We start from the raw sequence: 23,106 nt of genomic DNA, 5'->3' as shown, positions 1-23,106 counted from the left end.
GCAGGACTTGGCGAGATCGTGACTGAAATGTGTATTGAACTTACGTTTCGGATCATCTGATTTCGCCAAGATTATGCAAAATCTGCGCCGAAGTTGCACAAATCTTTGCTGTGACAGTTATTCCTTTCTCAAGAACTCGGTGAGCAGGTCGATCCGCTCGAACAGGGACGGGACATGGATGTGTTCGGTGACCGCGTGAGCGCCGCCACCGCGTGGACCAAAGCCATCGAGCGTTGGGATGCCGAGTGAGCCAAGAAGGTTCGTGTCGCCGGCGCCATGTGCTGGTCGTCCCGCGACTGACTGGCCGATTCGGGCCGCCGCGACCGCAACGTCCTGCAGGAGCGCAGCGTCTTGACCACTCGCCAACCAAGCAGGCCTGCTGCTGAGCGTTTCTATCTGAATCTGCGCACCTGCCCTGGCAGGGGAGAGCTCGGAAAGCCGAGTGAGTACTTGCGCCTCCGTTGCGGGATCAACGAAGCGTAAACCAAGGTCGGCGCTCGCGTGGTCGGGTACGACGTTTGTGCGGCCACCGCCTGAGAGCGTTCCCACGTTGCAGAGTACCGGCGATTGGAGCGTGGCGTGAGAAGTAATTTCGCGTACCCGCACCAGCTGATCGATGAGTTCTTCAGTTGCGGAGACGCCAAGCTCCGGATCGAGTGCTGCGTGTGAGGCTTTGCCGGTGACACTGAGGCGCAGTCGGGTGCTGCCCCAACGGCCGACTTTAAACGCGCCATCCGGGTGAGGCGACTCAAACCCAATCGCTCCTGCAACACCGATTGCAGCAGATCGCAAAAGCTTCTGCGTCGTTGGTGACCCAATTTCTTCATCGCAAGTCAGCACGATCCGCACGTTGCGATGCGGGTGACCCGCAAGTCTGCGAAGCGCGGCGTGCATGACGACGATGCCCGACTTCATGTCAAAGACGCCGGGACCTGCGATGCGGTCGCCGTCATGCCGCCACGGAACCGTGCTGCCAAGCGTCCCCACTGGCCACACGGTGTCGGTGTGGCCGACGAGTAGAAGGGGAGCGTAGTGTTCGCTGTCTTCCTCGCCGTGCTCGATAATGAGACTCGTCCCCGCCTCAGAGCGACTGGCAGTGATGGTTGCATCGAGCTGAGCGAACTCAGCCTCAATGAGTTGAGCAATATTATCGCTCGCAGAGCGATCGAGGCTCGGGGACTCGATTTCGACGAGCTGCCGAAGTAGCTCGAGCTCATCGACCCCGGCGTTGCGGTCGGATGATTCTAAGGTCATGTTACGAAACGTATCCCAGAGTTCGAACTCTGGCAATAGGCGAAAATAATGGCTCTTGCCCGACGATGCGACGGGACATAGGATACGAATCATGATCACAACGATGTCGATCGGGACCACTGTTGCTCCCAACCCACGGACCTCACTTGCGCACCTGAATACTCAGGGCGGGCGAGGGCTGTTTGGTCGTGAACTCAGTACCTACGAAGATTTCCGTGCGGCGCACGAACTCTACGTTCGTGTGTTCGGGTACGACGACCCGAGTTTTGCGCTCAACCCCAACCTCATGTTCGCAATCAAGGACAACGGTGGTTCAGCAGTCGGCGTTTTCACCCGGGCCGAGAAGCTCGTTGGCTTCGCCTACGGGTTTGCCGGGCGCGACGCACACGGAAACGACTACCACTACTCGCAGTCTGCAGTGGTTGATCCCGCCTACCAGGGCTCCGGCATCGGGCGAGAACTCAAGTACCTGCAACGTGAGGTCGCTGAGCGCTGGGGCCATCAGACAATGCGGTGGACCTTCGACCCCATTCTCGCCCGCAACGGCCACTTCAACTTCGGGACCCTCGGTGCCACCGGAACGGGGTTTCTGAGCAATTACTACGGCCGAGACGAAACTGATCGGCTTGTCGTCGAATGGTCTATTGGCGGATCGGTCGCGCCACATCGTGACGTTCGTGGCACAGTGCCGCCACGGCTCACTACGGATCAGTGGGCAGTCCCAGTCCAGACCGAGCATGGCATCTGGGTCGCACTGCCGACAGATCAAGACACCGCGGCAACCCCGCGCGTGAGACGCGCCCTCGCTGACTCCCTCAGCGCACTGATTGCTGACGGCATGGTGCTCGTCGATTGCAAACGTGTCGATGAACTTTCCGCAGCGTATCTTGCAGTACCCAGCGCCACCAACGTTGATAGCGCTGGAATTGAACGCCCGCCCACACCCTCTGAGGAGAGCGCATGAAGCACGAAGAGGAAGACGCACTCAACCGTTCCCTAGTGTCACCCAAAGACCGGTTTGGTGAACGGCTGAAGACCAACCTGTCTGCCGAGGGCATTCAAGCTCAGGTGATCGAGAGCGAACTCAGTTCGCTCTCACAAACTCTCGAAGAACTCGCAGAGACGGGTGATGTGCCGCGCGCAGCAGCCCTGATTCTCAGTGCACGACGCCGTTACATCGGTGGTGAAGGTAAATCTGCAGCCTACGCGCAACTGCTGAACGCGGATCTTTCGGCAACACTCTCCAACGTGTTTTTGATCGATGGCAGAGGCCTCTCGCCAATCACCGTTCTGACCGATGTGCGTTCGAGTGACGTGCTCATCGTGTTCTCGATGCGGCGGTACAGGGAAGAAACGATCAAATTGGGCAGGCTCTTCACGCAGGCAGGTGGCCAGCTTGTGGTCATCACAGACAGCGAGGAGTGCCCGCTCGCTGAAGTTGCTACAGCGCTCATCAAAGTTCGGACAGGCTCTGTTTCGTATGCCGACTCGCCTACTGCAGTTGCAGCGGTGTGTCACCTGCTGAGCACACTCACGACGGCGAGCGCGAAAGGTGCGCGCCGTCGGCTTGCTGTTCGGGATCAGTTCGCCTCGAAGATCGCGCTGTATCAGCCGGAACGCGGAACGGGGGATTAGACCATGTCTGCAAGTGAAATCGCGCGTGTGCGAATGTTCACGATGGGACTGCCGCTGCGGCACAGTTTCCAGACGAGTTCGCACCGAAAGTCAGGTATTGAACATGTGTTGGTAGAGCTCACCGATACCGACGGCCGAGTCGGCTGGGGAGAAATTGCCTCACCGAGCGATCCGTATTTCTGCGCGGAGACCGTCGACACTGCATGGCTGATTGCGACCAAATATCTCGCGCCGGCAGTACGCGGTGCCGTGTGGGATGAGCCGAAAGCGCTTGAGTCGAAGTGGGCCAGGGTACGCGGGCACGAGTTTGCGAAGGCCGGATTCTCTGGTGCGGCTTGGGATCTCTTCGCGCAGCGCCATGCCGTCTCGCTATCGAGTGCACTTGGCGGTACACGAACCGAGGTGGTCGCTGGCGTATCCCTCGGAATTGAACCGTCACTCGACGCACTGCTTGCCGAGGTACAACGGCACAGCAGTAGCGGATACGGGCGAGTGAAGCTGAAAATTGCACCTGGCTGGGACGTCGAAGCCGTTCGCGCGGTGCGCGGCGCGTTCCCCGACCTCGATGTGCACGTTGACGCGAACGGTGCGTACCCGCGAACAGCAGAGGCAATGCAGGTGTTTCGGGAGCTCGACCAGTTCAACCTGACCATGATCGAGCAGCCCTTCGGCGTGCGAGACTTTCTCGCGCACGCCGAATTGCAGCAGTCGATTGAGACTCCGATTTGTCTCGATGAATCGGTGGTCACAATCGAGGACCTTGAAGCCATGCTGCGCTTGGACGCTGGGCGGATCCTCAACATAAAGGTGTCGCGCATGGGGGGCCTGACACAGGCGAAACGCGCACATGATGTTGCTGCTGATGCAGGTGTGCCGGTCTGGTGCGGTGGAATGCATGAGTTTGGCGTGGGGCGTGCAGCGAACGTCGCTATCTCGTCACTGCCAAACTTCCAGTTGCCGTCAGACGTGTCTGGTTCAGACAAGTACTACGAACGAGACATTATTGATCCGCCAGTCGTCGCCGTTGACGGTGTCGTGTCGGTGCCGCGCGATGTCGGACTCGGCTTCGCAGTAGACACCGGCCGGATTCGAGAACTTGCAACCGCAGTGTATGACTCTGCTGAGGAGAAATGATGATGACGAACCGTTTTCCCGTCATTGATGGACACAACGATCTTGCTTGGGCATGTCGAATTGACCGAGCCTATTCGACGGACGGCCTCGACCAAGGAGCGCCGAAGCTTCATACCGACCTGCCACGCCTTGCGGCTGGCAACGTCGGCGGTCAGTTCTGGTCGGTGTGGGTTGATCCTGTCCTTGAGGGCGCGGAGCAGGTGGTCGCGACGCTTGAACAGATCGACTTTGTGTATCGGCTTGTCGACACCTACCCCGATCAGCTTCGACTCTCGCGAACGAGTGCTGAAGCGAAAACGGCAATGGCTGACGGAAAAATCGCTTCACTCATCGGCATTGAGGGCGGCGCGCAGGTCGGCGGATCGCTCGCAGCACTTCGCCAGTTCGCCCGACTTGGTGCACGCTACATGACCTTGACCTGGTCTCGCACAATCGACTGGGCTGATTCGGCGACCGATGAAGCTGTACACGGCGGACTCACTGAGTTTGGTCGAGACGTCGTGCGAGAGATGAACCGGATCGGTGTGCTCGTAGATCTCGCTCACGTTTCGCCAGACACAATGCGTCACGCGCTCGAAGTGAGCAGTCGACCCGTGATTGTGAGCCACTCTGGTGCGAGCGCAATCTGCGATCACCAGCGCAACGTGCCTGATGACGTGCTTGCGAGCATTGGCGAAGGCGGCGGCGTGGTGATGGTGGCCTTCGTGCCATCGTTCCTCAATGAAGCACGCAGACTCTGGGTGGAAGCCGGTGAACACGGCGAGGCCCCACCCGTCGGCATCAGCGATGTTGCAGACCACATTGACCACATTCGCAAGATCGCTGGCGTCCACGCCGTCGGTATTGGGGCTGACTATGACGGTACAGACGCGATGCCTGCGGGGCTCGACGACGTGTCTGGCTACCCGGCACTTTTTGCCGAGCTTGAGCGTCGCGGGTGGACCGAAACGGAGCTCCGAGGTCTCGCGCACGGCAACGTGCTTCGTGTGCTTGAAGCCTCGGATGATGACTATCGCGCATTCCTTTCCGGCGCTGCCGGTGAAGCCAACGCAGAAGTGATCGTTCCGGCAGTCGATACCGAACAGCGAAACTAAGGAGCATCGATGACTACCTCGCGAACCCCGAAAGCTCTTGTCGTTGTGAACTCACCGAGTTCCGGTCCGCGGCGTCTCGCGACCTGGCTCGAAGCCGCTGGCGTTGAGGTCGTTGCCGCCCACGGTGCAGACGGCCTCCCAGAATCACTTGACGGCTTTGACGGCCTGGTGCTCCTTGGCGGCGGCCTCATGCCAGACGACGATGTGCGGGCTCCCTGGCTGCCAGCTGAACGTGAACTTGTCCGGCAAGCGATCGAGCAGGACCTGCCAACACTCGGCATCTGCCTCGGCGCACAGGTTATCGCTGCTGTTGCTGGCGGCGAAGTGCGGGCGAAAACTGGGCCGAAGGAACGCGGCGCGACTGCGATCCACACCACTCACGCCGGTCGTGACGACCGTGTGATCAGTGCCATTGGCGGCACAGCGCCGATGATTGAAAACCACGAGGACATGATCACGCGACTTCCCGCCGACGCGGTACTGCTCGCGTCGAGTGACGCGATTGAGAATCAGGCGTTCGTGATCGGTAACCACGTACGTGGGGTGCAGTTTCATCCCGAAGCGAGCGCCGCAGACCTCGAGAATTGGGATGACGCTGCACTCCGCGAGGAGGGCCTCGACATCGCTGACCTTATTGCGGAGGCCCGCGCGGTACACGGTGAGAACACCTCAGCCAGCCGGAGACTGATCGATGCCTTCGCGAGTGAAGTGGGAGGCACACCCAAGCGGCTGCGCGCTGCAGAAGGTGCGCTCGACAGTGCGCTGGCCACCGCGCGCACCGAGGTTGCTCCCGCTGTGGCAGTTGCGCTCTTCGATCGCACAGGTGTGCTCGCTTGGCGTGGATGTGGTGAGCCGAGGCTGGACGGGGCGTCGACCGCACGCGATACGGTGTTTCGCATCGCGTCAATGTCGAAGAGCTTCCTCGCGGCAACAGCCCTGGCGCTCAGCGATGAGGGACGGCTTGACCTCAACCGAGACATTGATGACTACGTGCCTGGTGTGCTGTTCCGCTGGGAAGGTGAAGCCCGGCAGGTCACCGTTGCTGAGCTGCTGGCAAATCGTTCAGGTATGCCGGAAGACAATGCCTATGGTGACCGTGAGCTTGGTGCGACGCGCGAAGAGATTGCGGCACTCGGCGCACTCGGGTTTGAGCTCACTGCGCTTCCAGGTGAGAAATATCAATACTCAAACATCGGTATGTCGTTCGTTGGCCGGGCGATCGAAGCCGTCACCGGCCGAACGGTCGAGGAAGAGGTGCGGGCACGATTCCTCGTCCCACTCGGCCTCGATGCGACGAAGTATTCCGCAGACGAGTACGCAGCCGACCGCGATATTGCACATGGGTTCCGTACGTTCGATCAGGGTGGGAGTTTCATTCCTGAACCATTCGTAGGTTCGGGTGCGCTCGCCTGCATTGGTGCGCTGTTCAGCACGCTTGACGACATCGCAACGTGGTCAGCATTCCTGGCTTCAGCGTTTTCTGCGGATCCGCTTCGGCCAGAGGTGCTTTCTGCACACAGCCGCCGAGAGATGCAGCGTGTGCAGACGGTTATCCCGGTAGGGGAGCCCGGCCCCTTCCGTGACCTTGCAGGCCTCGGCTACGGGTATGGCCTTGCCGTCGAACATGACCGTCAGCACGGCCGTATCGCGCAGCACTCGGGTGGTTTGCCCGGTTTCAGCTCGCACATGCGGTGGCAGCTCGCGACGGGCATCGGAGCGGTCGCGTTCGGGAACTCTGATGTTTTCCGTACCGAGCAGCTCGCCGCAGACGCACTTGCCCGGGCGCTTGAAGGCATAGACGCCCCGGCTGAAGAGACCAGGCCGTGGCCTGCGACGATCGAAGCAGCCGAGCGGCTGGACGACGCGATCCGCACTGGCAAGTCGTTCGCTGAGACCGGCGTGCTGGCATCGAATGTGCTCCTTGACATTCCAGAGACGGTACGCCGAGCACGCATTGAAGCCTTGCTCGCCGAGGTCGGTGCGATTGCTGCAGGACAGCTGTCGTTTGCATCGCGGATCCGCTCAGCGGATGACGCAGCCCATCTGCGTTGGAGCGTTGCCTGCGAACGTGGCGAGTTGTTCTGTGAGGTGCGACTCGTCGGTCTCGCGACACCCCTCGTGCAAAGCCTGACTGTGACATCGACCGAGACGTCAGCACTCAGCGGGCGTCGTCCGCGTGCGGTCATCGGCTAGCCGGTCACGAATTTTTACTGAGCATTCACTCGAAGGAGAGATGAATTGAAGAAACAGCATGTGGTCATCGTGGGTGGCGGACTCATCGGCTTGAGTTCTGCGTATGCGCTCCTGCGCGACGGTCACCAGGTGACAATTATTGAGCGTGATCACCTCGGAGCCGGTGCCGCAACCGGAAATGCGGGCGAGTTGACGCCGCAGCAGGTTGCGCCGCTTGCGTCTCCGAACACGGCACTCGACGTGATGCGTGGCGTGTTCACCAGATCGTCGTATTTGTCGATTGATGCGCTCCGTCTTCCTGCGCTTGCTGGCTTTGGTTTGGGATTCATTCGCGCCTCTGGCAAGCGGGGCACGGCGCGCGGATCGGCAGCCCTCGCGCAGTTCTCTGGCGAGATTCTGCCCGCGATGCATCGCATGGCAGCCGACGGCATCGATATCTCGGGTGGCGGAGAAGGCTACCTGATGACGTGCTCAGAAGAGGGGGCGCTGCAGGCGGCTCATGCGGGATACCAGCGCCGCGCTGATCTCGGCTGGGGCGAAGCGCCCGGCAGGATCTTGCGGGACGCCGAACTCGCTGCGCATGAGCCAACGCTTGATCCCGGCGTCACTGGCGGCTTCATGCTCCCAGCTGAGTTCTCGCTCGACCCCGTTACTTTCGTTGCGAGCCTTGCTGAGCATGTGCGCGCGGCAGGTTCTGATGTGCGGATCGGCCTCACCGCCGAGCGCCTCGGGGCAGGCGCCAGCGTTGAATGCCGGAATGAGGTCTCAGAGCCAGTGACGATTACCGGCGACCGAGTGGTTGTCGCAGCCGGTGCATGGACGACGCCATTTCTCAAGAGATCTGGGATCCGCTCGACAGCGGTCGTTTCTGGCAAGGGGTACAGTTTCACGGTTCCCGTCGAGACCATGCCATCGACGCTCATTCATGCGATGGATCGGCACTGTGTCGCGATCCCCATGCACGGGCGCCTACGTATCGTTGGAATGATGGAATTCGACCAGCGGCCGACCCGCATGAATCGCGACCGTTTTGACGTGCTCACGCGTGCCGCAGCGGGACTGATCACCGGTGGCGACTGGGAGAACCGGACTGACGAATGGGTTGGTCCACGCCCAATGACCGCCGACGGCATGCCTCTGCTGGGGCGTGTGCCCGGCCGCGCAGACGTGATTGTCGCCTCTGGCCACAATATGCACGGTCTCTCGCTCGGCCCGGTGACCGGCGAAGTGGTCGCGGATCTGGTCGCAAATCGTGTCACGCAGGTCAAGGGCAAGAACCTTGATCTCACTCCATTTGCGGTGCGTCGCTAAACACGGTCGCGGCTTCGCGCTCAGTGGATGCTGAGCGCGAAGCCCGTCAGATTCCTGCGCGACTGACTGCGGCCGCGACAATGCTCGCGCGCATCGTTGGCAGCGTCGACTGTGTTCTCGTTGGATGAACGCGGTTGGTGAGAAGCACGAGCGAGAATGATCCGCCGGGTTCGGTCAGAAAGGCCGTTCCCGTGAATCCGGTGTGGCTCACCGCAGTGCGCGGAGTTGCGGCGCACCAGGCCTCTGCCATGCGAAGCCCGTAGGTGTGCGCATACGCAGCACCTGGTGGTAGCGGTGCGGGTTCAGTGAGCCAAGCGTGTACAGCGGAGGAGAACCCCTCGCCGGTGCGCACGGCTTCGGCAAATCTCAGCATGTCGGGGGCCGTCCCAAAGATTCCGGCATTGCCAACCGCGCCGCCGAGCGCGAAGGCTGTTTCGTCGTGCACCTCTCCCTGCACCATGCCACGCCCTGGTTGGTACTCGGTTGCTGCGATGTGCGCCCAGAGTTCGCGCGCTGGGAGGTAACCGGTACTTTGCATGTCGAGCGGATCACAGACGTGGCGCTTGACGAGCTCAGAGAGCGGGACACCTGCGAGTGCTTCGGCAAGGTATCCAGCCCAGATGTAGTTCTGGCAGGAGTACTCGTGCTGCTGCATCGGAGGGTGCTGCGGTCGCGCCGCTTGTCGAAACCGCTTCCCGCCAGGATCAGGTGTGCGATCTGGCCAAGTCGGGGTAAAACCAGAGGTGTGTGTGAGGAGATGCCCGACCGTGATGTCCTGGGCGTACCTGTCCCGAAACTCTGGGAGAACCTCGGACACGTGCAGCGCGGGCCCCAAGCCGTGATTCTCGAGTTCGGTGAGCAAAGCTGCTGCGACGAGCGGTTTTGTGAGTGAGGCAAGATCGAACCTGGTCTCGCTGGTGATCGCTTCACCGGGCACAGTCGTCGGGATATCGACGTTCTCGAATCGACGAGTAACGCCGAATGTGTAGTCACTGACGATCTCGCCGTTGATCGCGGTCAGTAGCGCAGCGCCGCACCCGACACCGGGGGAGACTGCGTGCTCGAGTAAGTCAGCGAGCGGATCCGCGCCTGCAACAGTCGTCATTATTTCGTTCCGCGCTGAACCACAATGCTCCGGACCACCTCGAGGTAGCTCGGCACAAACGCGCCCCACGAGCTTTCAACCTTGTTGAGATCAAGCTTTCCGGTGTGGAGCTGCTCGCAGAGCCTGGTCCACCCTTCGCCCGTCGCCGCAGTGAGCGCAGAAGCAACTCCAGCATTGAGTACGCTTCCGGCGCCGGGGATAAGTTTCAAGAAGCTGCTCGCGAGTGCGCGCCCGGTGAACTGCACGCCCACCTGCGCGAGGCCAGCAGCAGACATCATCGTCGTCAAATCCAGGTCGTAGATGGCTGCGATCCGCCCCATTAGTCCGAGCTGGATCGGCGCGAGGACCGCGGCGTCCGCAAGCGGGACCGGAACCGCGGCAGCAGCTCCCGCGGCGGCCACGGCAGCCTTGGTCGCGGTACGCGCCATCTCCCGCTTCCAGGGGAGATTGAGGCGTTGGGCAACGCGAAAGGAATCCTTGACGGGTTCAGGAGCGAGCGCAAGCGTCGCTTCGACAAGATCACCGAGCCCGTGGCCCGTGCCCTTCCCGTCCTTGTCCATGGTGGAGGTTGGCATCACGCGCTGATACGGGATATCGATCGGCTGTCCCTGGTCAACTGGATGATCAAGCCAATCCATAAACTCGGTAAGGGCTTTGACCGGGCGGCGCGTCCCGGTGATTGGGTTTTTGTCCCAGTCCACCTTGGTCAGCACGAGAATCACTGGCAGACCGCTCGCATCGAGCTCACGAATCATTTCGATATCCGCCGGGGTAAGACGAGCATCATTCGCCTTCACGCAGTACCAAACCACTGCGATGTGGGTGTCTGCGGGATGCGTTGCAATCTCGGCAAGATGCTGCCGAAGCTGTTCGCGCGGTGAGACGGATGAACCGATTTCAAAGCCCTCGATATCCCAGATACCGAGGGAATCATCTTTGTAGTAGGTCACGCCGCGAGTGACAGGGAGACCCGCACCAGTTTGTGCGAGGTTTCGTCCGAAGACGGCATTGACGAGCGAAGACTTGCCGACGCCTGTTCCACCGATCACCGCGAGGTTAAATCGACCAAACTCCGATTTGGCCGCATTGCGTGACTCGATGAAGTTACTTGGGTCGAGTGGCTGTCCGTTCGTTGCCTGCGGCATGATGCGGCTCCTTTTCACTCCAACACTTTCGGAGAACGATACCTCTTCGACTATGCATCGACTCGAATGCTGTTGCTCGGTACTCCAATGCACTCATGCGGGGCACCGCGCAACAGCATTCGGCGTTGCTATTTGGTCGCGGTGAGATTGCGGCGGATCACCACAAGCACGATCGAGAGCAGCCCAACACTCGCGAGCGCCACTCCTGCGGTCACACCGATTGTCGACGACTCAGCACCGGTGTGGGCAAGCGGCTTCACCGGTTGTGGCTTCTGATTGTCTGTCGGCGGAGTCGGACCACATTTGAGGGCGCTCAAATCGTAGACCCACTGTGACTGCGCCTTTACGGGAAATGCAAAACCGTCCTGAGGAGTCGCAACGACGCGTGTGCTTGCAAGCGATCCACTGACGTCGTAGTTGACTCCAGCTACTTCGGGGGCCGAGACCTTGCCAGGAGCATCACACGTCGCTTTCGTTAGTGTCGGCGCACTTGGAGTAACCGTTGTGAGTTCCGGTGGGCACGGCGTCGCTGCAACGTTCAGCTTCCACTCGCGAACTGCATCATTGGTGAACGCGTAGCCGTCATGCGGGAACGCCGTGACAGTGACTTCGTCGCTGTCACCAACCTGTTCGTATCGCACATGTTCCTGTTCGGGAATGTTCACGATGCCAGGTGTACCGCACGTCGCCCCCGGGGTGACAGTCGGAGCCTCAGGCACGAGTTCTACGAGCGGGGCTGGCGAGGCGTACCTGATGGAGAAGTAGATGTGTCCTGTGATCCAGAATGTGCCCCAGGTATCGCCTTGCGCGACCATGAGCGCGTAGTCTGCGCCCCCTCCAAACTCCATCGGGAAGCTTCCACCATCATTTGTCGGGTCACTCGCAGGGCGCGGATCGACGATGAAGACATACCGCTGTGTAGAAGAGAGCTGTGGTCGTGCGCTGAACTTCGCGGTTGCTGTTGCGACGTCTGGGTTATTCGGCCAGGTCGCGATAGACACTGTGCCAGAGCCGCCCGGAATCGGATCCGCGGAAATCTCGTCATCTTCAGTGATGGTGTGGATGCTGACGCTGCTGAGTTCGTACTCGCCCACGGTCCACACCTCAAGCGTGATTGAATCGAGCGCGCCTGACTTCTGAGGAATGAACGGCTGGGCAAACCGGCTGCCCCGTGGGTCGAGACTTGCGCCCTCTACGCCGTCGAAGACGAACTCTTGATCAACGACGATCTCGTCGGGTGCGGCGCTAGCGGCTGTACCCGCCCCAAAAAGTCCCAACGTGGCGAGGAGAACAGCAGCGAGGCCAGCCCCCACAGCTTTCGCATGTACCTTTGACCTGGTCTTCATGAACCCTCACTCTGCCCTTCGTGTTTCATTAGGACTACCTGTCATCACACTACGAGTATTTGAGGCTTGAAGCGACTGTTTTTTGGAGAAAAGTGTCGCCCGCGACGGGAGAAAACAGCCACCTGGAACTCAACTCATGTGCACGCGTGTTGGTCTTCCGAGCGACTTCGGGCTGCTGGGGCACCAACGTGGTCGGTAAGCCGCCCCCAATGCTTGAAGCAGGTCGAGAGTGAGTCGACATTGATCAGCATCGCTGTCTCACTGAGATGACCGGTTCTGGTCGTTGCTCAGTTCTCTCGCCGCGCGGTGTCTCGCGAGACTTTCGGTAAATGAACCGTTGGTTGGTGCCGGGCGATCCCAGACCACAACTAGCAACGTGGCAACCGGGCCGATGAACAAGCTGATGAGGAACCAGTTCAATCGAGAACGTCCCTTTTGCTCAGCGAGCCCGGCGTTAATGAGCGCGAGTGTGAACCAGAACAGCGACGTGGGGACGAAATCTTCCATGCACACACCGTATTGCTCGAAGAGTCATGAACGGAAGAAACGTGCAGCGCTGATTCACATCACGTCCTGCCGTGCCGATGTGGCGCGGTGTTGCTCAGCGAAGTAAGAACCACCAGATTGCGGCCGCACCGATTCCCAACACGAAGACTCCCAACGCGATCAAGCCTGCGCGATTGAACGCGTCTACCTGGCCAGGTGCGCCAGACGCAGCGTGGTCAACCCTGAGCGAGTAGGTGTGGGCTGTCTGGGAAAGCCGGCTGCATCTGGATGTAGGTGTTCGCGCTTCTTTGGTGAGCATCAATGAGCGGCACTAATCGACGGAAGTGTTCCGTCTCACAGTGCAGATCGAGCGCAGCACGGTCAGGCCATTCCTCAACGAAAATAAAGTGACCCGGATCTTCCTTATCGACGAGGAACTCATAAGAGATATTGAGTGGTTCCTGCCGAGTACGCTCAATAAGTTCTCGATAGAGGGGCATGACGATCTCGATGGCGTCATGATGAATAAAGTCTTGGGCAATTACTTTCAACATGCTTGGCCTAGCTTCTCACAGCGCTCGATGATTGAACGGTTCGTGAAATAGAACATAGGCTTTAATCTATGTCTCCTGTGCAAGCAGCTGGTCCCGAAAGAATCGTGGTCCATATCTTCCATGATGATCGTGTCGCTTTCGAGCTCATGTCTGACTGGTACTCCAACCTCGATCTTCAGATGCTGCAGATCGATGACGGTCCAGGCATTAGAAGCGTCCTTCAATCCTGGGCGATTGGAGAGTACGGGACCCCGAAGCCTCGGTATGTTCGTCAAGAAAGCGTTCTCGATCTGGGGGAGGCTTACACCGTTGAGATCAGTAAGAAACCGACCGATGCAATGCGTTGCTTCACCGGCCGGGCCGAAAGGCTGAGCGAAGAATTTGAGCGTGTGTTCTTTGGCGCGCCGAACAACAGGCTTGCTGACACCGCCCAATTTGCAAACACCCTCACCGAAACAATTCGAGAGTTCATCTCCCAGAGTCGCCTCAAAGCGGCAGCGCGTCAGGCTGATGGGTCGTACATTCGTGTACTGGAGGCTTACCTCGCCGATATGCGTTCACGCACCGAGCCTGAGGATCAGGGCTACTATCGCACGGTTGAATCTGGAATCGCTCTCATTCTGCGAGACGAGCAGTATTTGCGGCTTTCTCTGGATCGACGGGTGAGGGAGCTCTACCAGCAAATTCACCTTGAAGAGAATGCGCTCTATCAATGGTGGATGAACCTGAATAAAGGCGACATTTCGGGGCCACGCTGAGGCTTGAGTTTAGCTGCACTTTCAGCTGCAACAACGACAAAGGGAAGTAGCTTCAAAAAGCTACTTCCCTTTGCTTATAACGTGGTGCGCAAGGTGGGACTTGAACCCACACGCCCGAAGACACTAGAACCTAAATCTAGCGCGTCTGCCAATTCCGCCACTCGCGCATTGTGCTCGTGAGCACCGTTTTAGACTAGTGGATTTTGCTGACAGACGTGAACTTCACTTCCGCGTGTTCGACGTGAACGGTTTATCGGTCGATGACCTCTGCGCCGTCAGGCAGCTGTGCACCTGCTGGGAGGCGTACGGTGACGTAGCCTGCGGGATCCGCGCTCGTGCTCGCACCATGCGCCGCGACCGGCGCAATCACGACCGGCGTGATTGGGGCTGCTGCGGGCGCATCATCCTTGTGGCCCTGCTGGCTCATGCGATCGATCCATGCGAGCGCGAGCGCCGAGACGATGAACGCGATGTGGATGATGACTTCCCACATGACGCCATCAGTCGAGTAGATGACACGTCCTGCGCTGTCGTGGACGAGCCCCTTCTGCATGCGCCCAACCTCGATGAAGGTCTTCAGCAAGTGGATCGACGAGATCGAGATGATCGAGATCGCAAGCTTGACCTTGAGAAGGTTGGCGTTGACATGCGAGAGCCAGTCGGGCTCATCGTGGTGACCGTTGACGCGGATCTTCGACACGAAGGTTTCATAGCCGCCAATGATGACCATGATGAGCAAGTTTGCGATCATGACAATGTCAATGAGCGCGAGCACACTCAGCATGACATCCGTTTCATCAATCTTGCCCGTGATGAACACGTTCTCGAACAGGTGCCACAGCTCAACGAAGAACAGTACGACGTATACGGCCTGAGCAATGATCAGGCCGAGGTAGAGAGGCGCCTGGAGCCAGCGGCTTGCGAAGATGAAGCCAGCGAGCGTTCGGGAGGCAGCGCTCGGTCCCTTCGCTGCGGTGCGCTCAATGTGGGGTTGGCTAGAACGGGACACGGTCGGCCTTTCGGTCGTGGGTAAGTTGTTAAATGTTAACGCAGCACAGATGTCAAGGCGCTACACTTATGCACGCGAAGGGGAGTATTCCACTTCTTCACTGTCGTCAATACGTAGCGCTCCGTGGCGTTGCCGGCATGGAGCAAGCTCACTTGTGAGTTTGGGAAGAGACTTTCAGAATCCGCCGCGCCTAAAACGTGGCCTACTGAAACAGGAGTCTGAGTGAACTCGGTTCTTCCATTCTGGTTTGAGGTTGGCTCAATGGTCGTCCTCGTGACGATCCTTGTCGTCGACCTGCTGATGATCATCAAGCGACCCCACGTGCCTTCGATGCGTGAAGCAAGCCTCTGGGTTGGCTTCTACGTGCTGCTCGCACTTGTCTTTGCGGGAGCGATCTTTGTGCTCGGCGATGTGCAGCATGGCACTGAGTTCCTCGCAGGCTGGCTGACGGAGTACAGCCTCTCGATCGATAACCTCTTTGTCTTCGTGATGATCCTTGCGAGTTTCAAGGTGCCGACCGCGTACCAGCAACGTGCGCTCATGGTTGGAATTGTGCTTGCGCTGATCTTCCGCGGCATCCTCATCATCGCGGGTGCAGCCGTTATTGAGCGCTACATCTGGGTCTTCTTTATCTTCGGTGCGTGGCTGATTTGGACCGCGATCCAGCAGGTAAAGCATGACGACGATGCGCCGGTCAAGGACGGCATGATGGTCCGTCTTGCGAAGCGATTCCTGCCCTACTCTGAGGAGTTCGACGGCGGCCGAATGGTTACCAAGATCGATGGCAAGAAGCTCATTACGCCAATGCTGCTCGTCTACATTGCGCTTGGCAGCACTGACGTGCTCTTTGCCCTCGATTCGATCCCTGCGATCTTTGGCATCACCCAGAGCCCATTCATTGTGTTCACTGCAAACGTGTTCGCGCTCATGGGCCTGCGTCAGCTCTACTTCCTGCTTGGCGGTCTGCTCGAGAAGCTCGAATACCTGAAGTACGGCATTGCTGCGATCCTCGCGTTCATTGGTGTCAAGCTCGTGCTGCACGCACTCCATGAGAACGAACTTTCGTTCATCAATGGTGGTGAGCCGGTGCATGTGCCTGACATCACGACTGGCATGTCGCTCGGCTTTATTGTTCTCGCTATGGCGGTCGCAACCATCTTCAGCATTGTGAAGATGAAGCGCACCGCGGCTGCAACGGGCGAGCGTCTGCACCTGGGTGCTGCCGAGCTTCCGCAGGACGATTCAGAGAAGTAATTTCTCCGAGAGTTCCGCCATTTCAGGGCGCCTTACCAATCGGTAGGGCGCCCTGAGTGCTAGACTCCCGACATGCGTTCGTGGCAACAGCTTCTTGTTTGCCGCGGCGGGGAATAGCCCATATCGGTCGCCCGCCGCGGAGTCTTCGTGATGACCGGTTTCAAGCGCGGGTGATGAATTTTCGCGCATGCAGAGAATGAAGAGAAGCAAACATGACTGAGCAGAGCAACGTTTCGACGAAGCCCCGCACCCTGGCAGAGAAGCTGTGGGACGATCACGTCGTCGTCAAGGGTGAAAACGGCGATCCTGACCTGATTTACATTGATCTCCACCTCATCCACGAGGTGACGAGCCCGCAGGCGTTTGATGGCCTTCGCATGGCAGACCGCCCGTTGCGTCGAGTTGATCTCATGATCGCGACTGAAGACCACAACACTCCCACGCTGAACATCACGCGTGAGATTGAAGAGCCGACGAGCCGCGTGCAGATCGAAACCCTTCGCAAGAACGTTGCAGAGTTCGGTGTGCGTGCACACCCGCTCGGCGACAAGGAGCAGGGCATCGTGCACGTTGTCGGCCCACAGCTCGGCCTGTCGATGCCCGGAATCACCGTGGTGTGTGGTGATAGCCACACCTCGACTCACGGCGCATTTGGTGCGTTGGCCTTTGGCATCGGCACCAGCGAGGTTGAGCACGTCATGGCGACGCAGACGCTCCCGCTCAAGCCGTTCAAGACAATGGCGATCAACGTTGATGGTGACCTGCGCCCCGGTGTCACCGCAAAGGACATCATCCTCGCAGTGATCGCTCAGATCGGCACCGGCGGTGGCCAGGGTTACGTTCTCGAGTACCGCGGCTCCGCGATCCGCGCACTGTCAATGGACGGTCGCATGACCATGTGCAACATGTCGATTGAGGCTGGCGCTCGCGCTGGCATGGTCGCACCTGATGAGACCACCTTTGAATACGTCAAGGGCCGCCCGCACGCTCCCGAGGGTGCTGCGTGGGACGAAGCTGTTGAGTACTGGAAGTCGCTGCCCACTGATGAGGGTGCCGTCTTTGATAAAGAGATTTTCATCGACGCGAACAAGCTTGAGCCATTCGTGACCTGGGGTACGAACCCTGGTCAGGGTGTTGCACTGAGCGACCGTGTGCCTGTTCCCGCAGAGATCGCGGATCCGAACGAGCGCGCCGCAGCTGAGCGTGCGATCGAGTACATGGCGCTTGAGCCAGGTATGGAGATGAAAGACATCAAGGTCGACGCGGTCTTCATGGGTTCGTGCACCAATGCTCGTCTTGACGACCTGCGTGAATTCGCGCGTTTGATCGAGGGCAAGCAGAAGGCTGAGGGGATCCGCCTCATGGTGGTTCCCGGTTCTGCACGGGTGCGCCTTGAGGCTGAAGCTGAGGGCATTGACAAGATCGTCAAGGACTTCGGTGGCGAATGGCGCTTCGCTGGCTGCTCAATGTGTCTCGGTATGAACCCTGACCAGTTGGCTCCGGGCGAGCGTTGCGCTTCGACCTCGAACCGTAACTTCGAGGGACGCCAGGGCAATGGCGGACGTACGCACCTGGTGTCACCGCTGGTTGCAGCAGCGACTGCGATCCGCGGCACGCTCTCGAGCCCCTGGGACCTCCAGTCAGACTTGGCCAACGGTGTAGACCACGCAGCTCAGAAGGTTGAGGCGTAAATCATGGAGAAATTCGAAACATTCTCAGGCGTTGCAGCTCCGCTCAAGCGCTCGAACGTCGATACTGACCAGATCATTCCCGCGGTATATCTGAAGCGTGTGACGAAGACCGGCTTCGACGACGCACTCTTTGCGCGCTGGCGCGAGGATGCCGATTTCGTGCTGAACCAGGATGCGTACAAGAACTCGCAGATCCTGGTCGCAGGTCCAGATTTTGGAACAGGTTCGTCACGTGAGCACGCCGTGTGGGCGCTCCGCGATTTCGGATTCAAGGTAGTGATTTCTTCACGCTTTGCAGACATCTTCCGTGGCAACTCAGGCAAACAGGGTTTGCTTGCCGCGCAGGTTTCTGAGGCTGACGTTGAGCGACTGTGGGCAGCAATGGACGCTGCACCCGGGCTTGAACTCACGGTGAGCCTCGAAGACCAGACCGTTACCGCAGGCGATCTGCAGGTTCCTTTCGAGATCGACAGCTACACTCGCTGGCGTCTGCTTGAGGGACTTGACGACATTTCTTTGACCCTGCGTAACGAGGCAGACATTACCGCTTTCGAGAAGCGTCGACCGGTTTGGATGCCGCAGACGCTTCCGGTGAAGGAGAACGCGTGACTCAGCTAGAGCATCAGGACGATAACAGCGAAGCTTCTGGACTCAAGAAGGACGCCCAAAAGGCGGGCGCTCGAGTCGGCCTGACCTCTGACGAGATCATCATTAATGGTGGTCGTCCGCTCATGGGCCGTATCGAGGTGCGTGGCGCAAAGAACCTTGCCCCAAAGGCGATGGTTGCAGCGCTTCTCGGTAAGACCCCGAGTGTGCTTCGCAACGTACCGAATGTCTCTGACATTCGTGTCGTTGCGGGCTTGCTCGCGCTCCACGGTGTGCTCGTCACCCGCGGCGAAGAGCCTGGCGAGTGGCGTTTCGACCCCTCAAACGTTGAGATCGCACACCACGCAGACATTGATGCCCACGCGGGTTCCTCGCGTATTCCCATCCTGTTCTGTGGGCCGCTGCTGCATCGACTGGGTGAGGCATTCATTCCTGACCTCGGTGGCTGCCGTATCGGCGATCGCCCGATCGACTTCCACCTGGACGCGCTCCGCAAGTTCGGCGCGGTTGTCGAGAAGCTGCCTAGCGGCATCAGCCTGACGGCACCAAACGGCCTCCACGGCGCGAACATCGAGCTGCCGTACCCATCGGTGGGTGCGACTGAGCAGGTGCTGCTCACGAGTGTGCTTGCGAAGGGCCAGACCGAGCTGCGCAACGCCGCAATTGAGCCCGAGATCACCGATCTCATCTGCATTCTGCAGAAGATGGGCGCGATCATTACGGTCGAGCCGAACCGCGTCATCTTCATTGAAGGCGTTGAAGAGCTCCGTGGCTACGATCACCGTGCGCTGTTTGATCGCAACGAAGCAGCAAGCTGGGCTTCTGCCGCACTTGCGACAAAGGGTGACGTGTTCGTCGCTGGCGCCCGTCAAGAAGAGATGATGACCTTCTTGAACGTCTTCCGCAAGGTGGGTGGCGACTTCGACATCCACGACGACGGTATTCGCTTCTTCCACCCGGGTGGCGAGCTGAAGCCCGTGACTATTGAAACCGATGTTCATCCTGGCTTCATGACGGACTGGCAGCAGCCGCTCGTTGTCGCGCTGACACAGGCCGAGGGCGTCTCGACGATTCACGAGACGGTGTACGAGAACCGCTTTGGCTTCACTGACGCGCTCAACAAGATGGGCGCAAACATTGAGGTGTTCAAGGACGGTCTGCACGACGACGCCCGCCGTGTGAAGCGTCGCGAGTTCGAGCAGGCTGCGGTAATTTCGGGGCCGACCCCGTTGACCGGGGCAGAGATCGAGGTTCCTGATCTGCGTGGTGGCTTTAGCTACTTGATTGCAGGTCTCACCGCCGAGGGGCAGACCAAGGTCACGAACCTTGGCATCATCTCGCGTGGTTACGAGAACTTCATTGAGAAGCTTCGCTTGCTCGGTGCGGACTTCGTCTTCGAAGGCTAAAAGCGGAGCGTCAGAAGCGCAGGTTCTGTGCTTCTGACCTGACGAGATTCATCCATGATGGCGCGTGCATGCACGCGCCATCATGCTTTTCCGGGATAATTGGGAGTATGACTGACACGGTGAAGCTGCGAGGACGATCCTCTGCCGAAAAACGACGCCCTTCCGTGTTTTGGATCCTTGCGGGACTGGTACTCCCCATCTGGGCGCTGATGACTCGATACCGGTACACGCCCGAGTCGAAGATCCCACTTGAGGGTCCGTTTATTCTGGCCCCGAACCATTACAGCGAGATCGATCCGATTGCGATGGGTGTTGCGACGTGGCGTCTTGGGCGCGTTCCCCGTTTCATGGCAAAGGCGAGCCTGTTCAAGATCCCCGTGTTTGGTTGGCTCCTGCGCAAGTCCGGTCAGATCCCTGTTGAACGACAGGGGTCAGCGCGCTCCGCTGAGTCAAAGAACAATCCCATGGGCGCCGCGAACCAGCTCATTGAGCAGCGTGCAGGCGTCATCGTGTACCCAGAGGGCACGTTGACTCGTGACCCAGACCTGTGGCCCATGCGCGGCAAAGGTGGGGCGATCCGCCTCGCCCTTGAGTCGGGCATTCCACTGATCCCAGTCGCACACTGGGGCACGCAAGAGCTCATGCCTCGCTACGCAAAGCGTATTCATCCGTTCCCACGTAAGACCATTCACGTGTCAGTGGGGGAGCCGCTCGATCTCAGCAAGTTTGCTGGTAAGCCACTTGACCAGAAGACGGTGAACGAGGCAACCATGATGCTGATGAACGAGATCACTGCGCTCCTCGAGGGGCTTCGCGGTGAGAAGGCTCCCGCGGAACGTTGGGATCCAAGTAAGCATCAGCAGACAGAGACGGGGCGCTTTTGATCGACACCGGGCGAACGCCAACTGGCAAGCAGGGCCGTCGCGTTGCTGTGATCGGCGCCGGCAGCTGGGGCACCACTTTCGCAAAGGTGCTCTGCGACGCGGGTTCAGAGACGCGCATTTGGGCACGTCGACCCGAGGTTGCAGAAGAAATCAATATTGAGCACCGCAATAGCAGGTACCTGCCTGATATTGCGTTGCCTGAGTCTTTGGTGGCTTCCGACGACCTCGCAGAGGTGTTGACCGGCGCAGAAATCGTGTTCCTCGCTGTTCCCAGCCAGACGCTGCGTCAGAATCTCGAAGACATTGAGCCATATCTTGATCCGCGCAGTGTGCTCGTGAGCTTGGTGAAAGGCCTTGAGCGTTCGACCACCATGCGTATGACCGAGGTCATTGAAGACACCCTCGACCTCGATCCGTGGCGGATCGGTGTGGTCTCGGGCCCCAATATCGCGCTCGAGATCGCAAAGGAGCAGCCCACGGGCGCTGTCGCCTCCTGCGCGAACCTTGCCATTGCGCAGGAGATCGCATCGGCTGCGGCTGCACCGTACTTCCGTACCTTTGTGAACACCGACATTCCCGGCACTGAGCTGGGCGGTGTGCTGAAGAACCTTATCGCCCTCGCCATCGGCATCGTTGACGGTGTTGGCTATGGCGAAAACACGAAAGCGGCGATCATCACGCGTGGCCTCGCTGAGATGACTGAGTTCGCTGTTGCGTTGGGCGCTGACCCCGTCACGCTTTCTGGGCTTGCTGGTCTTGGCGATCTCATCGCCACCTGTCAGTCGCCGCTCTCGCGCAACAACACTGCTGGCAGACTCATCGGTCAGGGCTTTACGCTTGAAGAGACAAAAGCGCAGATGAACCAGACCGCTGAGGGCATCACCTCAGTTGATCCGGTACTGAAGGTCGCCTCTGAGCTTGGTATCACTATGCCGATCGTGCAGCAGGTGAAGATGGTGCTTGAAGGCACGATGAAGCCACACAATCTTGGTCCGCATCTCGCGACCGAAGACGATATCCCGCAGCCAGAGCTGAAGCTCTCGGTTGATGCGGGAGGCCGCTGGAAGCGGTTTATCAGCCGATTGAAGGGGAACAAGTGATGAGCACTGAAAAGCGCAATGTCGTTATTCTGTTTGGCGGTCGTTCGAGCGAGCACGGCATCAGCTGTGTCACTGCTGCAGGCGTACTCCGTGCGATTGACCGCGATCAGTTCGACGTCACCCTCGTAGGTATTACGAAGCAGGGTGCAAACGTGCTCATGCACGAGTCTGATCTTGCGGACTACCGCCTCGAAGCAGGCGCACTCCCTGAGGTGCAGGCGAACGGAACCCGCGTGCTGTGGCCCGCGTCAACCGAGTCACGCGAGATGTCTGTCATCGATGCGAGCGGCGCGATCCGCAGCCTTGGAACCGTTGATGCGGTACTGCCAATGCTCCACGGTCCGTACGGCGAAGACGGCACTGTACAGGGAATGCTTGACCTCGTTGGTCTTCCGTACGTCGGCAGTGGCGTGCTGGGTTCGGCGCTCTGCATGGACAAGCACGCAGTGAAGACCGTCCTTGCCGATGCTGGCATCGCCGTCGCGCCGTGGCGTACGGTAACTCGTGAGCAGATTGACCGTGACCCCGCTTTCGTTGCGCGGATCGACGAGGGGCTCACCTACCCGCTCTTCGTGAAGCCTGCCCGCGCGGGGTCAAGCGTTGGTGTGAGCCGAGTCACGGAGCCGAGCCAGATCCCTGCGGCACTCGAACTCGCGTTCGCAGAAGACCGTACCGTGCTTGTGGAATCTGGTGTCACCGGACGCGAGGTCGAAATCGCTGTGCTTGAAGGCCGCGGCGATGCACGCCCGCGCACGAGCTCGGTGATCGGCGAGATCGTCTTCACCGGCCGTGACTTCTATGACTTTGAATCGAAGTACCTTGGTGCGCCGGGTATCGAGCTGGCATTGCCAGCGGACGTGACTGAGGCCGAGTTCGCTTCGATCCGTGACGCTGCGGTGCTCGCGTTTGAGGTGTGCCAGTGTGCGGGTCTTTCACGGATTGATTTCTTCCTCACTGAGGAGGGACCCGTGCTCAACGAGATCAACACCCTGCCCGGCTTCACGCCCATCTCGATGTACCCGCGCCTGTGGGCAGAATCAGGGCTCGGGTACACCGACCTCATCACGGAGCTCGTTGAGCTCGCGATCGAGAAGCGCCCGATGTACTAAGCAACTCACTGACGAAAGGCCCCGAGGAATTG

Annotated in this window: 21 protein-coding genes and 1 tRNA gene; 14 read left to right on the top strand and 8 right to left on the bottom strand. The window is 59.4% G+C overall.

The window, feature by feature from the left end; all coding sequences use genetic code 11:
• Positions 1-117: 117 nt before the first annotated feature.
• Positions 118-1,254, bottom strand: coding sequence for a M20/M25/M40 family metallo-hydrolase (locus tag FW756_RS05385; RefSeq protein ID WP_446429130.1), 1,137 nt, complete (start codon positions 1,252-1,254; stop codon positions 118-120).
• Between the two features lie 91 nt (positions 1,255-1,345).
• Between FW756_RS05385 and FW756_RS05380 the strand changes: the two genes are divergently transcribed.
• From FW756_RS05380 to FW756_RS05355, 6 genes are read left to right on the top strand one after another with little or no spacing between them, the layout of a single operon-like run.
• Positions 1,346-2,218, top strand: a complete 873-nt coding sequence (locus tag FW756_RS05380) for a GNAT family N-acetyltransferase (protein ID WP_446429129.1) — start codon at positions 1,346-1,348, stop codon at positions 2,216-2,218.
• A complete protein-coding gene (locus tag FW756_RS05375; protein ID WP_446429128.1) occupies positions 2,215-2,889 on the top strand; it encodes a MurR/RpiR family transcriptional regulator in 675 nt (224 codons plus the stop codon). The genes FW756_RS05380 and FW756_RS05375 overlap by 4 nt, the downstream gene beginning before the upstream one ends.
• Positions 2,890-2,892: 3 nt before the next feature.
• Complete coding sequence (gene menC / locus FW756_RS05370) at positions 2,893-4,023, top strand: o-succinylbenzoate synthase (RefSeq protein WP_446429127.1); 1,131 nt, start codon at positions 2,893-2,895, stop codon at positions 4,021-4,023.
• Between the two features lie 2 nt (positions 4,024-4,025).
• Positions 4,026-5,117, top strand: a complete 1,092-nt coding sequence (locus FW756_RS05365) for a dipeptidase (RefSeq protein WP_446429126.1) — start codon at positions 4,026-4,028, stop codon at positions 5,115-5,117.
• Between the two features lie 9 nt (positions 5,118-5,126).
• Complete coding sequence (locus FW756_RS05360) at positions 5,127-7,310, top strand: serine hydrolase (RefSeq protein WP_446429125.1); 2,184 nt, start codon at positions 5,127-5,129, stop codon at positions 7,308-7,310.
• A 45-nt stretch (positions 7,311-7,355) separates the two neighbouring features.
• Positions 7,356-8,621 (top strand): NAD(P)/FAD-dependent oxidoreductase, encoded by a 1,266-nt coding sequence (locus FW756_RS05355; RefSeq protein WP_446429124.1) that lies wholly within the window; start codon positions 7,356-7,358, stop codon positions 8,619-8,621.
• 46 nt (positions 8,622-8,667) lie between these two features.
• Here FW756_RS05355 and FW756_RS05350 read toward each other — a convergent pair whose 3' ends face one another.
• The 5 genes from FW756_RS05350 to FW756_RS05330 form a co-directional block, all read right to left on the bottom strand.
• Positions 8,668-9,726 carry a serine hydrolase domain-containing protein gene (locus FW756_RS05350; protein WP_446429123.1) on the bottom strand — a complete coding sequence of 353 codons (1,059 nt, stop codon included), beginning with the start codon at positions 9,724-9,726 and terminating at the stop codon, positions 8,668-8,670.
• A complete protein-coding gene (locus tag FW756_RS05345) occupies positions 9,726-10,871 on the bottom strand; it encodes a GTPase family protein (RefSeq protein WP_446429122.1) in 1,146 nt (381 codons plus the stop codon). Before FW756_RS05345 ends, FW756_RS05350 begins: the two co-directional genes overlap by 1 nt.
• Before the next feature lie 128 nt (positions 10,872-10,999).
• The gene (locus tag FW756_RS05340) at positions 11,000-12,217 is read right to left on the bottom strand and encodes a hypothetical protein (protein WP_446429121.1); all 1,218 of its coding nucleotides are present in this window, start codon (positions 12,215-12,217) and stop codon (positions 11,000-11,002) included.
• Positions 12,218-12,475: 258 nt separating this feature from the next.
• On the bottom strand, positions 12,476-12,724 hold the full coding sequence (locus FW756_RS05335; protein ID WP_446429120.1) for a hypothetical protein: 249 nt from the start codon (positions 12,722-12,724) through the stop codon (positions 12,476-12,478).
• Positions 12,725-12,939: 215 nt separating this feature from the next.
• Positions 12,940-13,257 carry a putative quinol monooxygenase gene (locus FW756_RS05330; RefSeq protein ID WP_446429119.1) on the bottom strand — a complete coding sequence of 106 codons (318 nt, stop codon included), beginning with the start codon at positions 13,255-13,257 and terminating at the stop codon, positions 12,940-12,942.
• A 68-nt stretch (positions 13,258-13,325) separates the two neighbouring features.
• Here FW756_RS05330 and FW756_RS05325 point away from each other — a divergent pair, with 68 nt between their 5' ends.
• Positions 13,326-14,015: a hypothetical protein gene (locus tag FW756_RS05325; RefSeq protein ID WP_446429118.1), complete on the top strand. Its 690-nt coding sequence runs from the start codon at positions 13,326-13,328 to the stop codon at positions 14,013-14,015.
• Positions 14,016-14,097: 82 nt separating this feature from the next.
• Here the strand turns inward: FW756_RS05325 and FW756_RS05320 are convergent.
• Both FW756_RS05320 and FW756_RS05315 read right to left on the bottom strand, forming a co-directional pair.
• Positions 14,098-14,182 (bottom strand) — tRNA-Leu (locus FW756_RS05320).
• A gap of 83 nt (positions 14,183-14,265) precedes the next feature.
• On the bottom strand, positions 14,266-15,024 hold the full coding sequence (locus FW756_RS05315; protein ID WP_446429117.1) for a TIGR00645 family protein: 759 nt from the start codon (positions 15,022-15,024) through the stop codon (positions 14,266-14,268).
• Positions 15,025-15,246: 222 nt separating this feature from the next.
• Between FW756_RS05315 and FW756_RS05310 the strand changes: the two genes are divergently transcribed.
• The 7 genes from FW756_RS05310 to FW756_RS05280 all read left to right on the top strand — a co-directional run bounded on the left by FW756_RS05310 (position 15,247) and on the right by FW756_RS05280 (position 23,074).
• Positions 15,247-16,278, top strand: a complete 1,032-nt coding sequence (locus FW756_RS05310) for a TerC/Alx family metal homeostasis membrane protein (RefSeq protein ID WP_446429116.1) — start codon at positions 15,247-15,249, stop codon at positions 16,276-16,278.
• Positions 16,279-16,490: 212 nt separating this feature from the next.
• Positions 16,491-17,969, top strand: coding sequence for a 3-isopropylmalate dehydratase large subunit (gene leuC, locus FW756_RS05305; protein ID WP_446429115.1), 1,479 nt, complete (start codon positions 16,491-16,493; stop codon positions 17,967-17,969).
• A 3-nt stretch (positions 17,970-17,972) separates the two neighbouring features.
• Positions 17,973-18,578: a 3-isopropylmalate dehydratase small subunit gene (gene leuD, locus FW756_RS05300; protein ID WP_446429114.1), complete on the top strand. Its 606-nt coding sequence runs from the start codon at positions 17,973-17,975 to the stop codon at positions 18,576-18,578.
• Positions 18,579-18,658: 80 nt separating this feature from the next.
• On the top strand, positions 18,659-19,981 hold the full coding sequence (gene murA / locus FW756_RS05295; protein ID WP_446429218.1) for a UDP-N-acetylglucosamine 1-carboxyvinyltransferase: 1,323 nt from the start codon (positions 18,659-18,661) through the stop codon (positions 19,979-19,981).
• Positions 19,982-20,088: 107 nt separating this feature from the next.
• Positions 20,089-20,865 (top strand): lysophospholipid acyltransferase family protein, encoded by a 777-nt coding sequence (locus FW756_RS05290; RefSeq protein WP_446429113.1) that lies wholly within the window; start codon positions 20,089-20,091, stop codon positions 20,863-20,865.
• A complete protein-coding gene (locus FW756_RS05285; RefSeq protein ID WP_446429112.1) occupies positions 20,862-21,965 on the top strand; it encodes an NAD(P)H-dependent glycerol-3-phosphate dehydrogenase in 1,104 nt (367 codons plus the stop codon). The genes FW756_RS05290 and FW756_RS05285 overlap by 4 nt, the downstream gene beginning before the upstream one ends.
• The gene (locus tag FW756_RS05280; protein ID WP_446429111.1) at positions 21,965-23,074 is read left to right on the top strand and encodes a D-alanine--D-alanine ligase family protein; all 1,110 of its coding nucleotides are present in this window, start codon (positions 21,965-21,967) and stop codon (positions 23,072-23,074) included. The genes FW756_RS05285 and FW756_RS05280 overlap by 1 nt, the downstream gene beginning before the upstream one ends.
• Positions 23,075-23,106: the final 32 nt, after the last annotated feature.

The sequence above is a fragment of the Leucobacter sp. 1207-22 genome (assembly GCF_052850455.1).
This window is presented reverse-complemented; position numbering and strand designations above follow the sequence as displayed.